Source organism: Pseudomonas sp. CCNWLW23 (assembly GCF_037095675.1).
GTDB lineage: Bacteria > Pseudomonadota > Gammaproteobacteria > Pseudomonadales > Pseudomonadaceae > Aquipseudomonas > Aquipseudomonas atacamensis.
On record NZ_JBAWKM010000002.1, the window covers coordinates 22,994 to 37,015 of the forward strand.

Annotated in this window: 18 protein-coding genes and 3 pseudogenes; 10 read left to right on the forward strand and 11 right to left on the reverse strand. The window is 53.3% G+C overall.

Annotated elements, in window-relative coordinates; translation table 11 throughout:
* Window positions 1-13: 13 nt before the first annotated feature.
* A pseudogene (locus V8J63_RS03265) lies at window positions 14-169 on the reverse strand (phage major tail tube protein); the annotation flags it as partial.
* Window positions 170-824: 655 nt separating this feature from the next.
* Window positions 825-1,670, reverse strand: a complete 846-nt coding sequence (locus V8J63_RS03270; RefSeq protein ID WP_336463559.1) for a hypothetical protein — start codon at window positions 1,668-1,670, stop codon at window positions 825-827.
* Between the two features lie 359 nt (window positions 1,671-2,029).
* On the opposite strand from V8J63_RS03270, the gene V8J63_RS03275 reads away from it, so the two are divergent.
* The 3 genes from V8J63_RS03275 to V8J63_RS03285 all read left to right on the forward strand — a co-directional run bounded on the left by V8J63_RS03275 (window position 2,030) and on the right by V8J63_RS03285 (window position 2,997).
* On the forward strand, window positions 2,030-2,305 hold the full coding sequence (locus V8J63_RS03275) for a hypothetical protein (protein WP_336463560.1): 276 nt from the start codon (window positions 2,030-2,032) through the stop codon (window positions 2,303-2,305).
* Between the two features lie 32 nt (window positions 2,306-2,337).
* Complete coding sequence (locus V8J63_RS03280; RefSeq protein ID WP_336463561.1) at window positions 2,338-2,607, forward strand: hypothetical protein; 270 nt, start codon at window positions 2,338-2,340, stop codon at window positions 2,605-2,607.
* Window positions 2,608-2,688: 81 nt separating this feature from the next.
* Entirely contained in the window at window positions 2,689-2,997 is a 309-nt protein-coding gene (locus V8J63_RS03285; RefSeq protein ID WP_336463562.1) for a hypothetical protein, read from the forward strand.
* A 7-nt stretch (window positions 2,998-3,004) separates the two neighbouring features.
* Here the strand turns inward: V8J63_RS03285 and V8J63_RS03290 are convergent, their stop codons facing one another.
* The 3 genes from V8J63_RS03290 to V8J63_RS03300 all read right to left on the reverse strand — a co-directional run bounded on the left by V8J63_RS03290 (window position 3,005) and on the right by V8J63_RS03300 (window position 4,397).
* A complete protein-coding gene (locus V8J63_RS03290) occupies window positions 3,005-3,337 on the reverse strand; it encodes a hypothetical protein (protein WP_336463563.1) in 333 nt (110 codons plus the stop codon).
* A gap of 100 nt (window positions 3,338-3,437) precedes the next feature.
* On the reverse strand, window positions 3,438-4,139 hold the full coding sequence (locus tag V8J63_RS03295) for a hypothetical protein (RefSeq protein WP_336463564.1): 702 nt from the start codon (window positions 4,137-4,139) through the stop codon (window positions 3,438-3,440).
* Window positions 4,140-4,208: 69 nt separating this feature from the next.
* Complete coding sequence (locus V8J63_RS03300; RefSeq protein ID WP_252885955.1) at window positions 4,209-4,397, reverse strand: hypothetical protein; 189 nt, start codon at window positions 4,395-4,397, stop codon at window positions 4,209-4,211.
* An 81-nt stretch (window positions 4,398-4,478) separates the two neighbouring features.
* Here V8J63_RS03300 and V8J63_RS03305 point away from each other — a divergent pair, with 81 nt between their 5' ends.
* A complete protein-coding gene (locus V8J63_RS03305) occupies window positions 4,479-4,637 on the forward strand; it encodes a hypothetical protein (protein WP_336463565.1) in 159 nt (52 codons plus the stop codon).
* Between the two features lie 193 nt (window positions 4,638-4,830).
* On the opposite strand, the gene V8J63_RS03310 is transcribed toward V8J63_RS03305, so the two are convergent.
* A complete protein-coding gene (locus tag V8J63_RS03310) occupies window positions 4,831-5,667 on the reverse strand; it encodes a hypothetical protein (protein ID WP_336463566.1) in 837 nt (278 codons plus the stop codon).
* 97 nt (window positions 5,668-5,764) lie between these two features.
* Here V8J63_RS03310 and V8J63_RS03315 point away from each other — a divergent pair.
* A pseudogene (locus tag V8J63_RS03315) lies at window positions 5,765-6,057 on the forward strand (DNA cytosine methyltransferase); the annotation flags it as partial.
* Window positions 6,058-6,116: 59 nt separating this feature from the next.
* Here V8J63_RS03315 and V8J63_RS03320 read toward each other — a convergent pair.
* Complete coding sequence (locus V8J63_RS03320; protein WP_336463567.1) at window positions 6,117-6,947, reverse strand: hypothetical protein; 831 nt, start codon at window positions 6,945-6,947, stop codon at window positions 6,117-6,119.
* 193 nt (window positions 6,948-7,140) lie between these two features.
* Between V8J63_RS03320 and V8J63_RS03325 the strand changes: the two genes are divergently transcribed.
* From V8J63_RS03325 to V8J63_RS03340, 4 genes and pseudogenes are all read left to right on the forward strand, one after another.
* Entirely contained in the window at window positions 7,141-7,467 is a 327-nt protein-coding gene (locus tag V8J63_RS03325) for a hypothetical protein (protein WP_336463568.1), read from the forward strand.
* Between the two features lie 120 nt (window positions 7,468-7,587).
* Window positions 7,588-8,097 (forward strand): annotated as a pseudogene (locus V8J63_RS03330) (FAS1-like dehydratase domain-containing protein); the annotation flags it as partial.
* On the forward strand, window positions 8,094-8,918 hold the full coding sequence (locus V8J63_RS03335) for an HpcH/HpaI aldolase/citrate lyase family protein (RefSeq protein ID WP_336463569.1): 825 nt from the start codon (window positions 8,094-8,096) through the stop codon (window positions 8,916-8,918). The pseudogene V8J63_RS03330 and the gene V8J63_RS03335, both read left to right, overlap by 4 nt.
* A gap of 166 nt (window positions 8,919-9,084) precedes the next feature.
* Window positions 9,085-9,684: a TetR/AcrR family transcriptional regulator gene (locus V8J63_RS03340; protein WP_336463570.1), complete on the forward strand. Its 600-nt coding sequence runs from the start codon at window positions 9,085-9,087 to the stop codon at window positions 9,682-9,684.
* Window positions 9,685-9,717: 33 nt separating this feature from the next.
* On the opposite strand, the gene V8J63_RS03345 is transcribed toward V8J63_RS03340, so the two are convergent.
* Window positions 9,718-10,359, reverse strand: a complete 642-nt coding sequence (locus V8J63_RS03345) for an alpha/beta hydrolase (protein ID WP_336463571.1) — start codon at window positions 10,357-10,359, stop codon at window positions 9,718-9,720.
* Complete coding sequence (locus V8J63_RS03350; RefSeq protein ID WP_336463710.1) at window positions 10,349-11,509, reverse strand: MFS transporter; 1,161 nt, start codon at window positions 11,507-11,509, stop codon at window positions 10,349-10,351. The genes V8J63_RS03345 and V8J63_RS03350 overlap by 11 nt, the downstream gene beginning before the upstream one ends.
* A 776-nt stretch (window positions 11,510-12,285) precedes the next feature.
* On the opposite strand from V8J63_RS03350, the gene V8J63_RS03355 reads away from it, so the two are divergent.
* Window positions 12,286-12,618, forward strand: coding sequence for a hypothetical protein (locus V8J63_RS03355; RefSeq protein WP_336463572.1), 333 nt, complete (start codon window positions 12,286-12,288; stop codon window positions 12,616-12,618).
* Between the two features lie 15 nt (window positions 12,619-12,633).
* On the opposite strand, the gene V8J63_RS03360 is transcribed toward V8J63_RS03355, so the two are convergent.
* Both V8J63_RS03360 and V8J63_RS03365 read right to left on the reverse strand, forming a co-directional pair.
* Window positions 12,634-13,275, reverse strand: coding sequence for a hypothetical protein (locus V8J63_RS03360; protein WP_336463573.1), 642 nt, complete (start codon window positions 13,273-13,275; stop codon window positions 12,634-12,636).
* Window positions 13,275-13,973 (reverse strand): hypothetical protein, encoded by a 699-nt coding sequence (locus tag V8J63_RS03365; RefSeq protein WP_076563142.1) that lies wholly within the window; start codon window positions 13,971-13,973, stop codon window positions 13,275-13,277. Before V8J63_RS03365 ends, V8J63_RS03360 begins: the two co-directional genes overlap by 1 nt.
* Window positions 13,974-14,022 lie beyond the last annotated feature (49 nt).

Here is a 14,022-nt window from a genome sequence, read left to right on the forward strand (position 1 = left end):
CTGGATCTATTCCTTACATGCCGAGTGCTTGGCGCACTTCGAGCAGTTGGTCTTTGCCGTCGATCACCTGAATGCCGGCGACCATGTCGATTTCGTACATCAGGCGCCCGTCAATTTCGAGCTTGTAGTACGTGACCGAAACGGCGTGTTTGATCTCGGCAGCATCACCGGCTTGCCTCTACCGGCGAGCAGACAGGCCCGAAAGCCTGCCAACGACAGGAACAACCTGGACGGCTGCTCGATGGTGAAACGCCTTAACCGAGTGAATGACCCGGCAAGCAATGCGCTCCGCGAATCCCAGCGGGAGAAGTGAGAGACAAAGAATGAATTAGCGCTCCGAGCCTCGGCTATGAGGAGCGCCGGACCTCATACAGTGAGCCTACTCAAACAGGCTCCAACAGCTGTACGCCGCATGTTGTATTAGCCAACGACCATCCAATAATGCTGATCGAACTGGGTTAGCAGGAAGACTCGCTGTCAACTGCAAGACGAGCCGAGCTATCAATCGGTAGATAATCACTCGCTATGAAAGCCTGGCGTTTGGGGTCCTGCAGGAGGGACTGAATGTCAAGCTCGCTGACGGCACCTGGGATTTAGAAAGAAGTCCACGTGAGTGAACTTGAAAGGAGAAGGAGCGACGTTAAGTATTCAGATACGATTTGCGTCTTGAGGCTCCAATTAACGTGAAAGTCTAAAAATGCATCCAACGACGGGAACCCTCAAGGAGAAAATTTATATTCGTTAATAAGGGTTTTGCTGAAGTGATTGAGGCCTTTCGGTAAAGACCGAAACCGCCCTCTCAGCAACTGAGAGGGCTAAGCTATTTATGCATTACCGGTTACAGAATATGTTGTGTACTGTTCAATAAAATGGTGAAGCATTTCCTTTTCCGTCATTTGCCCTCCGTCCGATACGCCCATGCGAACTGTAACGTAAGAGATTTTACTTTTCTCTAATGTAATAAATCCTGGTGTACTGCTCATTATTTCGAGGACGCTGTTTTGAAAACCTGGCTGACCGGAAGTATCAATGGTTTTCAGAAGAAAACCGCCAACCACTTGTTTTTTTGCAAGGTTGGAATTGTCAACTACCGTAACGGAGTATAGGTTTGGTAGTAAGTTGTAATGATTCGGATCAATATCTTCATTTCTCGTGTGATGAATTTTTTCTCCGCCAGAACTGAAACTGCAGGTGAAAAGAGTGATCGGTTGTACATAGTGATGTGAAGCCACCACTACTTTTTCTAGTACACCTGCGTGCTGCAGAGTATTTCCTGAGTAGCCCATCAGGCATCGAGCCTCATCCAGGCCGAGAACGATGACCTTGGCGTCGCCACTGTTTGTGAATCGTAAGGTGACGTGAAGCTCGCGGCCGACGGATACCCCAAGGATCTCACCCACGACAGAGTCAAGGCCAGGCATTTCAACTTCGGCTTGTGTCAGCCGTCCTTCTTTCGACTGAAAGAGGTCTTCTGCGGCTGTGTTAATGGCTATAGAGTCAAGCGGATTAAGGTGTTGAGAAAGCACTGCGATAAGCCGGGCACATGCGTCTATGCTCCAGCTTGTAAGGACGGTATCGCCGTTGTCAAACCTTAGCTTATGAATTAGCGCGGCAAAATCCCCTTTGAATGTAGTGCACCCAACAGCCGTGCTTGTTAAACGCAAATCCATTTTTCATCCTCGATGCAGTCGTGATTGGTAATTATCCTTTGTCGGCAGTGAAGTGTGACTCTTTAGAAAATTTTCAATTGAGAGCGTGTCACGGGCTCATACCACCTCAATGTAGATCGCACAGAACTCACCGACCACCCTCAACTCTATAGCGGAAACTCCTAATTCTTCTTTGGACATATCAAAAACCACTTCGTATTCAACGCAATATTTTACATCTCCACGCTAGCCATACCGCCACCAAGGGATTCTATGCGGTGCTACGAAGCAGCGTTGAATAAGTCTGAATTGCCGAATTGCTTTTCCATGCTCATGCCCTTCAAAGGGAATAAACGCAACCCACCACCGAGGGATCAGCCATGCAAATGCACCCACTGATGCAACAGCGCCGGGAAGTTCTCAACGCCTTGTTTGTTCGCTCCCACGCAGCCCGTGGAGAGTTCGCCCGGCTTGCTGGACTGGTGGCGCCGGATAAGAAAGTGCGCTTCCAGGTGAAGACGGTCGGCAACGCCTATCACATCGTTGACTTGGTTATCGGCAAGACAAAGGCCTTCCGCTTCAACTATCAGGTTGCGCTGAACATGGCAATCGCATTCGAGAAGCAGGCCAATCGCCTGGCGGAAGGTGTGCATTGATCGGTGCACCAATACCAAACCCACGAGACCAGTTGCTCGACAACCTGAACCAGCAACTTGATCAGTTCTTCGGTTCCGGCGGTAAGGCTCAGCAAATCCCCAGTGGCGTCACTGGCGATCCAAAGCTGGCATCCACACCGCACCACGACCGTCTGCGCGTCGAGCGCAACAAGATCGCCCCGAAGGTGCGCGAACTGGCCGAAGCCGGCAAGACCATCAACGAGACGGCCAAGACACTGCACATGCACGTCAAGCGGGTTGCACTGATCGCCAGCGAGAACGGATTCAAGTTCAACTCATGAAACGCATCAGTAACCGAGCGACGACACGCCGCCGACAAACCTGGCTGGACTCGCCGGCCAGCGGAATTGAAGAGGTAGGCCATGGCCAAGAGCAATGCGCAATTGCAGAAGGACAAGCGAGCCAAGGAGAAGGCACTGCTCGATCGGATCGGCGCCGAGAAGCGATCGCTGATTGTTTCGAAAGCGCTCGATGGTGCCCTGCTGATCCTCGGCGAGCGCCACGGCTTCGAGGAATGGCAGGAGACGGTGTCGACCATGATCTTGAATTTAGCTGCAGCACCGCCCGAAGAGTCGGCACGCTTCGCCAGCATGTCGCGACCTGAATTAGTTGTTAAGGAAAAGTGGTCGCGTCAGCTTGATGAGTTCGCCGCGAGTGGCATTGAGCGGTGAAGCGCCCCTAGTCCGAAAAGGGATCATCGTTTTCAGGATATCCATTGATAGCCCAGCGCTTTTCCATTTCTCTCCGTTCCTTTTCGTAAGGTGCAAGGTGCTTGAGGTGAGAGTGAAGATCGACGTGCGAGACACCTTTTTTTGATTCGCTGACACGCAGCAAATTCTTAATCTCGTAATCCTCGGGGTTGAACCGGTTCGCATCTACCAGGGTTCTGACAGCAGACCTGACCTCATCGACATCAGGCGTATCCTTGGCGCTCGTGTCGAGGAAATCACGAACAAACCGCATTAGAACGTCGATCGCGTCATCCACTTCTTGATCCGTAACTTGCCGCATTTCCACCCCCTTCGACTCAATCAGTAAGTCGTAACACCCCATTCCAAACCAAATTGCCACCACCGGTCGATAATGATTTCTTGATCTATCCGTCACTCCCTTATTGCGGCTGTTGACGAATGAGCTTCTCCACAAAAACAAATGGGTTACTTGCGGGCACAGCGTATGTAAATTCCTCGGTAATGCGTCTTCCATCCCCGCGCAGGTAAGTTATAGCGCAACGCCCTGATCTATCTTCTTCGGTCATAGGGAAAACAAAGTCGATGCTTCTACTAAGAACACCTTTTTGTAGTTTTCCAAGATGGTTGAGATCAACCCCTCCAAGCGGGGGATCAAACTCGACAACAACCTCACGAGCCTCCTCACCTAAATTTTGAATTTGGATGGATGTTCGAACATCTGATCCAACTGGACCGCCCTGCCTCGACCCGGTGACTGAGTTCAGAATCGGTGAAATAGAGCGGGCTATCTCCTGCTCTTGCAATATAAGAGCTGCCTTCTGCGCATCGATTTGTTGAAGCGCGGCAGCAGCCATTATTGATTGTTGTTCTACCGAATTTTTAAGCTCTTGCGCTTGAAGCTGAAGGGCATCGGTACTCAACTTTAGCTCGCGACCTTGCTGTAGAAATCCAAGCACTAACCAGAGGAAAGCAATTGGGCCAAAGGCGCCAGCGAGAAAATCTCCAAGCGCGTTCAACTCTAGATTGATAAAGCTTTCAAATTTGAAGGCAACAGTAGTCGCTATAACTATCAAGTAGATGATCGTTCCCAGGGTTCCCCAGAACTCTAATTTTTTTGACACAGCTCACTCCTTGATCCGGCTCCATGCCGGGCCGAACACAAATACCGCAACGATCGGCAATACGCCAGCTCAGACAAAGCTCGGCGACTCAACGACTCGATGCGCCGACTCCTTGTAGCTGGCCAGGTCGATCACCCCGCGAAGGAACACGACCACCTCCAGCTTCACCGCGTCATCCGGCAGCCCTATCCGTTTCAGCATCGCTTTAGCATCCTCTTCGATCGCTGCTAGTGCATCGACATCGCTCTGTAACCTCATGTCGGCCTCCTGCCAGTGTGAGTTGAGTCATAGATACACCACCTGGTAACGAGCCGGCCAGCGGAATTAAAGAGGTAGGCCATGGCCGAGAGCAATGCGCAATTGCAGAAGGACAAGCGCCCCAAGGAGAAGGCCCTGCTCAAGCGGATAGGCGCCGAGAAGCGTTCGCTAATTGTGTCAAACTCACTCGATAACGCCATGCTGGTTCTCGGCGAGCGCCACTGCTCCGAGGAATGGTAGGAGACGGTCTCGACGCTCATCATCAACTTGGCAGCGGCGACAGCCGAAAAGACAGCTCGCTTCGCCAATATGCTGCTACTTGAATTCGGAATCACAGAAAAGCAGTTGCGACAGCTCAACCAGTGTCCCAAAACCGGAATCGACTTCAACCTTGATTAGCCCAGATATTGAAACCATCTTAAATTAAGCACCATTACTTTCCATAATAATCCTCAACGATTTTTGATGCGTAGCATCTAGAAACAATTCCAGAAACCCCCCAAGCCTTTATAAGACCACGCCATGTTTTCTTGTTAGAGAATGCGTAATTTACGAACATCACTCTTTCCGAAGGATACATCGAATCCTTCAATAGCGCAGCGTAGGATTTACGCCAAGTTATTGGTAAATTTGAATTATTGATAAACCTTATAACGCGCGCAGCCCGTGCATAAAACCCGTAACACATATCACCCTGAGCCACCAATTTAATATGAGCTTTCACTGCCTTCAATTGGGCTTTAGCTGGCAACTTATCAAAATTCGCCCTTTTCGAATAAATAGAAGACGACAGAACGCTCGCCACAGTCTTATTCGACCCTGGCTTATTAACCCTCAAATGCCGCTCACAGTAACTCTCCAACCGATCAAGCAGCTGAAAGAACGTGCCTTCGAATTTTTCTCTTTCGAGTATGTCGTGCTGCTTACCCATAAAAGATGTTGTTTTACGCGCCTCATCTGTTTGAATTAAAGTCGTCCTAAGCAATACCAGCAATGCCAAAAAACTTAATAGCGGATTTGTAAGGCCGCCTATAAAATCACCAACCTGCCCTAAATTATTTGAAATTGAAAATTCGTCACTTACAGAGTAGAAATAAGTCGCAACCACCGTCACAACAAACAACACAACTACAACGCCCAACACAAACGTATTTAACGGCTTTATTTCTTCAGGTTTATCTGGGCTTCTTAATAAAAGGTAAAGATATCCAGATATGGCAGTCACGCCTAAAAGCCCAGCCAACAGTATGATTATCAGAAAATTTTGCATCTATTTCGATCCCTGAATTTTGCGAGATAATATATAGCCTGAATGCCATTTTTCCAAAAAAAGATCCATCTTACTGTCGCATCCGATCACGGAAGGCGGCACCGAGAACATGAGCGCCGCCGACGCGCCAGCGCCAATCATCACCAAGGATCAGCTGGGCCTGATCACCTTCACGATCAAGGGAACACCCTACGTGATCGTCGACATCTGCCTGCGGATGATGCAACCGGCCGAGCTTTACAAGGCTCAGGGGTTTCCCGCCGACTAAATCATCGACAGGGGCGCCGATGGCCGAAAGTTTACCAAAACCCAACAGGTTTACATGTGCGGGAACAGCGTCAGTCCGCCGCAAATGGCGCGCGGGCAAGGGCGAACGCCCCATGGCGGTCGTCTGTTAAAATCTATTGTTGCTTAAGCCTATTCGGTGCGCAGGCGCTGCGTAATTTAGTTCAACAAATCTTTATCCCTTGCCTTGCTAACCTACCTCTAGGTACGACCTTTTCGCGTACTATATCACTTATCATTTCATGTCCAGCCAATTCAGCCGCCCGAGAAGTCATGATTATAACTTTTGACCGCATATATAAAAAAGTCTCGACGAAGCCGTCTAGCTTCGACCCACCAACATACAAATGGTACTTCATGCCAAGCAACTCAAAAAAGTAAGCATGACGACCAAACATCTTTCTTGAAACGGGCGTAGTGATCAGGCCATTTATAGAGCGATGTGTGTTCACTGTGACAATCAAGTAAACTCGTTTCACATCACTTTCGCCTAACAAAAATTTTCGAATTTTTTCTTCATAGCTCCCTAGTTCTACCCTCTTTTCTCCGCACTCATTACGCGACCAAATATGTGCTCGCCAAATCATACTCAAAGCAAAATAGTATATACCCCGCTGTAATTCATCTGAAAATGATTGACTATGAAAAATCTCAGCGCCATCTTCTGAGCTAACTAACTGCGACTTTTTAATTAAATCGCGAAACGGGAAGTCTTTATTGGTTGCCCAGAGTTTAGAAACAACATTTTCGCCGAGCTTTGAAAACAATTGTTCACAGGAAAAGCAAAGTAATTTTTTTGTAATCTGATTGTCCGTGTAGAACGCATCCCCCTTCCGAACATCCACATGGATAGGTGAGTCTTGAACCGCACCTCTTCCTCTGACGTGCTTGAAAGCCGACTTGGGGAAAAAGTGACTTTCCATCAGTGAACCGGCCATTTGGCACAATGCGCAGACCTCAACTCGATTTTTGCCGCCTGACTCTCGTTTTTGCATGGTGCGTTTCTCAAAGAGGCCGATTTCAAGGATAACTCATAAGTTTCAAAAACTGACCGGAGACAGGTGGATAGGCAGCACCACAAAGACGTAGCCAATAGACCAACTAACCTGACAGGAGTACATCTGCCCCCCCCGCAAAACTACTCCCTACCCCTTCAAAGTCAGCCGCTATAGCGGCGAGGACGAAGTCATGTCTGAAGAAATCAGATTGATCCAGCCAGCACCGGTCGTGCGCGACGAAATGGGTTCGTTCCAGCATCCAGATTTGCCCGACTTCGACGAGGGTGACGGCGACAAATGCAAAGCCTGGGTAGCGGAGCAGGGCTTGACCGTTACCCAAGCGCGCCTCGAATACGCCGAAGAGGCAATTGCTGATCGGTACTTCGAAGCCGGCGACCCGGATTTCAGTTATTGGGAGCCGGAGCCCCCGGGTGGCGAAGGCTGGTTCTGCCTAGCGATTAACGACACTGACGATGGACCGGTCTGCTGGTGGGCGCGACGCGAGGTGACGCCATGATCCTCGCCCCGCTCTACATGGCCTACCTCATCTACAAGGGGCCGTGGCGATGAACATCAGGAAGAAGCAGCGCGTCCTAACGCGCGCCGCCGTCGATTTCGCGGGTCACGGCAACGCTGTCGCCACGGCAGAACCGGCTCACTGCTGTTTGTCACGGTAAAGCACGAATATGTTCAGGAGGGGCGTGAAGTGCTGGTCGAGGAGCAGGATATCGTCTACCGCGAGCCATCCCCGCCCAAGCTCGCCGGCACCGAGGCAGCCCCTGAAGGCGCTTGGCAGGAAGCAGTCATTCCCGATGCGACGCTGCTGTTCCGCTATTCGGCAGTCACCTTCAATGGCCATCGGATCCACTACGATTGGCCATATGTCACTGAGGCTGAAGGCTATCCAGGGTTGGTGGTACATGGCCCACTGATCGCGACGCTCAGCCTGCGCGCGTTCCAGCGGGCCAACCCGGCTGCCATAGTTCATAGCTTCAATTTCCGCGGCTTGCGCCCGCTGATTTCACCCCAGGCATTCGAGGTGGGTGGCCGGCTGACGGACGCCGGCAAGGCGCAGATCTGGGCAACCGAAGAGGCCGGTATGGCGCAATCCGGCGAAGTTGAGTTCACTACAGGAGATGCATTATGAGCCAGTCAGTCGTCCGCAGTGCCCTGTTCGTGCCTGCCAGCCGGCCGGAACGCATCCCCAAAGCGCTGGCAAGTGGTGCAGATAGGGTGATAGTCGATCTTGAGGACGCAGTCGAGGAGAGCGCCAAGGAGCAGGCCCGGCACAACCTCGATACCTTCCTGGCGGAGCACCCGCAGGCCCAAGTGCTGGTCCGTGTCAACGCACCTGAGCACTGGGCACATGAGGCTGATCTAGAACTATGTAAGTGTCATCCGGGAGTGCGCGGCATTCTGTTGCCTAAGGCCGAGACAGTCGAGCAGGTTCGCTTGGCATACTCGACGGGCAAGCCTGTGTGGCCGATTATCGAAAGCGCGCGTGGGCTCGCGGCATTGCCCCAACTGGCGACGAGCGCCGGCGTTGAACGATTGTCTTTCGGCAGCCTTGACCTTGGGCTCGATCTGAATCTGCGCAGCGGCAGTGACGCCGCAGAGCAGGTGCTGGCGCACGCGCGCTACGCCATCTTGCTGCACACACGAGTAGCGAATCTTGCTGCACCATTGGACGGAGTGTACCCCTCCATCCACGACACCGACGGCTTGTGCCGGCACACCGAGTTCGTACGCGACATGGGATTTGGCGGCGCACTGTGCATCCATCCCAGCCAGGTCAGGTTAATTCACCAGGCGTTGCAGCCTTCGTCAGCCGAGGTGCACTGGGCACGCCGAGTCATAGCGGGCGCCGAAGGTGGTGCCGGGGTGTTCACCCTTGACGGGCAAATGGTCGATGCGCCCGTAATACTGCGTGCTCGTGCGACGCTTGCGCGCATCACGCAAGACGACTGAGCAGAGCGGTTTGTCGCAGGTAGGCTACTTCTGCGGATGCGAGAAACCCGGCAGCCTGAAAGGCTATTCCTAGTTTGGAGGTAAATAATGAAAAAGAGCCCTTCACGTAACCGCTGCCGCCGCGCTGTCTGCTGGTTACTGCGTGCCCTTTCCAGATTGCCAGCCTATGCCTGAAGGCGCGCGCACGCAGAATTGCCCGGACTTCCTGTTGGAGGCGGCTCGTGAACTAATGGCCGAGCAGGGCTACGGCGCTATGAGCATGCGCCAACTAGTAGCCGCTCGTGTTGGCCTGCAACCCGGCAGCCTCTACCACCATATCGCGAGCAAAGAGGACCTGCTGCTTGATGTTCTGCTGAACACCCTTGCTCATCGGCTGGAGGCTTGGAAAAGTGGCCCATATACACGTGACCTGCGGGGCTATCTGAGCTTTCTCCTGGCGCGTCAACGCTCTCATCCCTGCGAAGAGCTACTGCTGCGCCATGAGTCTCGACATGTCAAAGCAAGCCACCGCATCTGGTTAGCGCAGGCGCTTGATAGGTTGCAGGCGCCGTTGCATCAGGCGATAGAACAAGGGCTAAGGTCCGGGCATTTCAACGTGCAGGATATCCCCAGCGCAATCGCGGCGATTTACGCATTGATTGACACTACCGATGGCATGCGCAACCGACCGATGCCGGTCGATGAAGCATGGATAGAGGCTTGGATCGTACGGATGAGCATCGCACTGTTGTCGTGCCCCAACACTTCGGAACGCAACGCGCTGTGATGTCAACGATTCCAGGCAATACTCACTTGTTGATCAGAATGCGTGGTCCAGGTGCGTCGCCACATGCTGCGCGACTTGCGCCAGGCAACCTTTAAAAAAGTGATTGCCACCTGGAAACACCACCACGGCCCGACGCTCCGGCCTCGCCCAGTCAAATAGGTTTGCCAAGGGGGCCATTTCGTCCTGTTCTCCATGCAGCAGGAGACACTCGGCAGGCAATGCCAGCGGTTCGTACAGCCTTCCACCAGGTACAAGTCCAACCGGCAACCCCAAGAGAGCTACCGCGTGCAGTCTGTTATTGAGCGCACACGCCACCCGTGCATACACATGGGCGCCAAATGAAAATCCGACCAGGGCGATGGGCAGCTGTGGGTATAGGCGCTGAAGGTGATTGACGACGATGATGCTATCTTCGCTTTCACCGATGCCTTCGTCATGCGCACCGGTGGATTTACCTACACCACGAAAGCTCGGGCGGACCACTCGCCATCCCTCTGCATTGAGTTTGCGTGCCAGCGTTAATGGCACCAGATGATGCGGGCTACCGCCCAGCAGCGGTTGGGGATGACTCACGAGTACGATTCCCTTCGGGGGGCAGCTCGGCTCATCGATTATGAGTTCGATCAGACCCGCTGGACCTTCAATCAGATGCTCGCTTCGTTTTTCATCGGCCATCGTGACTTTCCTCTGCTTCTGATTTATCCGCCGCGCGAGAACGTTGCAAAAACCTTAATATCAGCCCCACCAGAACCACGTTTATCACGGCCAGACTACACAGCGTGACGAGGACACCCGTCGCTCCGAAATGCTGCATCAAGTAGCCTCCGGCCAAGGGGGTCAACGCCTGGCCGATCAACGAAGGGCGCGACATCTTGCCCATCAGCGCCACGTACTGCGATGCTGGCATCAATACCAGCGGCAGCATTCCTCGGACGATCGCACGCAATCCGTTGCCAAGACCGTACAACACTAAACCGACGGCCGTTGCGCCCGGCGCGAAGGCAACCAGTACTACCCCGAGTGCAACCAGCATCGCCGACACCAGCGCCGTCCAGATTGGATGACGCTTGCCTGCAATCATTTGTAGAACACGTGAAGCCACCTGGCTCGGGCCGAGCAGAGACGACAGTGCGATCGCGGCTGTCAATGAGTAGCCAAGCCCCTGGAGCACGGTTACTAATTGCACCGAGATCGCGGTCATAATTATCGCGCCCAACGCGAAGATCCAAATCAACAGCAGGTATAAGCGCTTGTCTACCGGTGGGTTGTTTTGCTCGCTGGTGCCCCTGATCCGGCGCAACTTGCCACCGCCTGGCAATACGATCAAATACAAGGGGGTCGAGAGCAAAAGTAGCACTGCGTATCCAACGCATGTCCCTCGCCAGCCCACGTGCTCGATGGCCGATGCAACTAGCGGCCAAGTCAGGGTAGTGGCGAACCCGGAGATCAGCGTGATACCGGTGATCGCCCTGCCAGCTCGCTCGGCATACAGCGCCCCGAGTGTGGAAAACAGCGCTTCGTAAAGCCCCGCGGCCATGCCGATACCAATAACGGCCCAGGCCAGCAGGAACACCGGCAAGGTATGACAGGCAGCGGCGATCAACAGTCCTAGCGCGACTAACAGGCCACTGCAGGCTAACTGCAAACGGCCACCGAAACGCGCCACCAGGCGACTGGAGAGAGGCGCTAACAGCGCTGAGATCATAAGGCTCAATGACAATGCGCCATACACCCACTGGCTGCCCCAGCCAGTGTCGCGAATAATCGGCTCCCCCATAACAGCGAGCAGAAAGAACGACCCCCCCCAAACCAGAATCTGCAGCATGCCCAGGCAAAAAACGCCGCGGCTCCCGGGAAGACGAACTTCAGCGTCCACGATAAACCTTCATTAAATCATTCGGATCGAATCGCAAGCAGGGCCGACGACGGGATGCAGCACGGATGGGTGTTCATGACGGGAGGCTATCTTAAAGTGCTTGCTCGGCAGGTGCTAAACAATATGGGCATATCAGGTATCCGTTGCTCGATCGCTGCCTATCCAACTTCGGACAGTGCTCCAAGCCGGTTTCGGTCGCAATGTCCCTGGCTGCCTCGACCATTTCCTTAAGAAGTGTTGTAGCTCGGTGATCGACCGATGTGCGCGGCGAAGGCGCTTTTGGACATGTATGTGATTCCGGTCAAGAGCCCTCCTTTTCAGCGGCTTTTGAATGAATCCTTTCAAGATTTCAGTGATTGAAATTTAAGTAAGCTGGCGGGCCTCCCACTAACGCGATCCCGCGGCTTTCCGACCCCGTACTATTTCGAAAGTCTCAGGGTCCCCCGCCGGTTTTCTATCAATACTCAGACAAGCTCCAATGATGCAGCTCTCATCTACCATGTGACTCGAGCCGAATGAATTCTTTTCAGTGGAAACCAACCATGAGCAAAACCAGAGACATCATTCAAGAAATCGGGAATTCCGTCAGAGAAGGCCATCTAGCTCCGCGATGATGGAGCTTCCGGACTCTTGAGCAAGCCTTTCAAAATCACAAGGATCTAGATGGAGAGCTTGTCAGATACTTCCCCGTCGCTTTGATAGCTTGCGTGGAAGGCTATTTTCGGATGGTTATCAAAGATCTGATTGATTCAGGCGAACCATATCTAACCAATGCCGAAAAGCCGGCCTCATCGATCAGGCTAGACTTCTCAGAAAATCCAAACGATGTTTTTGCAGACGTTGCCAGGACGTTCGAGCTGAGACATATCATTTGCCATGAAATCGCCTCAGCCTATGAAATCAAGCTCGAAGAAGTGGCGCGTTGCTTTGAAAGCTGCGTGGCCTTCTTAAGAGCTTCTGATGAGTTCATCTCAGAAACGCTTTATCCGGGAGCCCCACTAACTCAAACAGATATGAATATTGCCGCTGGTGAAACTGAGGCGCTGCTGTCCAGATAGCCAATGCGTACTCGCTCAGCCAAGCGACTCAAAGACAGCCTCCGCACGCTGTTGCACCGGCGCCTGAGGTCTGAGCATTTGCTGCCAGGCGAGCTGCGCCTGGACGTTGGCCACCGAATCGAGCACTTTCTGCGCCCAGCGATCATCCTCGGGATGCACCACGACCACCCGGAAGCCATGATCCTTGCCTTCAATCTGCACGCCCTCCGAATCATCGACATGCAAGTCGATATCGAACGCTGGCGGATACTTGGAAGGCGCATTCGACATTCCGTGCGCCGTCAGGGCACGGTTGTGCAGCACACTGTTGACCACGCCGTCGACGCGGATACCGTACAGCGCCAACCAGCGCCTGATATAGGACGGCGTGCGCCCGGATGAGGTGTAAACCCAGACACTGCAATCCTGGCGACGCAGCTCTCGGATCAGCGATCGTGTGCCCATTCGCAACGGTTCACCCAGCCAACGATGAATACAGGCCGGTAGTCGACTGTTCTCGACTGCGCAGTGATGAAGCTGGCAGGCGAGCGTGTCATCGATATCGAACGAAATCCGTATGCGCTGACGTTCGAACAACTGCGGCAAAGCGCAGCGGATAGCCTGCCCTGCCCGGCCGCCGAAGGTTCTCAATCTGGCAAATGCTGGTGCCCACTTCATCAATGGCCACCTTGAGAGAGAGGCAAAGGCTTGCCTTTGAGAAAGAACTTCATTGGATCGGGCGCCTGTTCTTCCAGGAATGCTGCATATTTTTTCTTGATCTTGGGCAATTCGTACAACGCCTTGACGCCATGCTTGGCGGAGTTGCGGATGACCGAGGACGGGTTGAAATAGCCCTCGGCATTTTCCAGGGTCAACACGAATGGAGGCAGCCCCGCGCGCATGAGCAGGTAGCTGACAATCAGCGAGCCACTGCGGTTATTGCCTTCGATAAACAGCTGCGGCTTGCTCAGAATGCGCACATAGACACCCGCTGCACGCTTCCAGACCGATTCACTGCGGTACGCGCAATACCAGTTGTACAAGTCCTTGATGCCGCCCTCGACGTTGTTGAAGAAATGCGCCTCGGTGGCGGCCAGATGCTGGGCGTATTCCAGCCGGCGCGCCGGATCCCGGCCACAAAGCACTGTGGCATTGATCTCCAGCATCAGGTTCAGTTGCTGCAGATCGAACAGGTCGACGCCGCGGGCAACATATTCGTCAACCAACGCATAGCCTTCAAGCACATTGTGCAGAACTTCGTCAGTGAACGGGTCCCGGGGCTCGGTGAAGTGCCGGCTGAGTTCGGCGAAACGGCTCTGCACTTTCCGCAGTGCGCGTTCAATCGCTGGCAAATCAAGGCGATGCGTGGCAGGCATTGGAGCTCCTTGGAAACGCTTGGTAAATGTCCGCCGGTGCCCGCCAAAT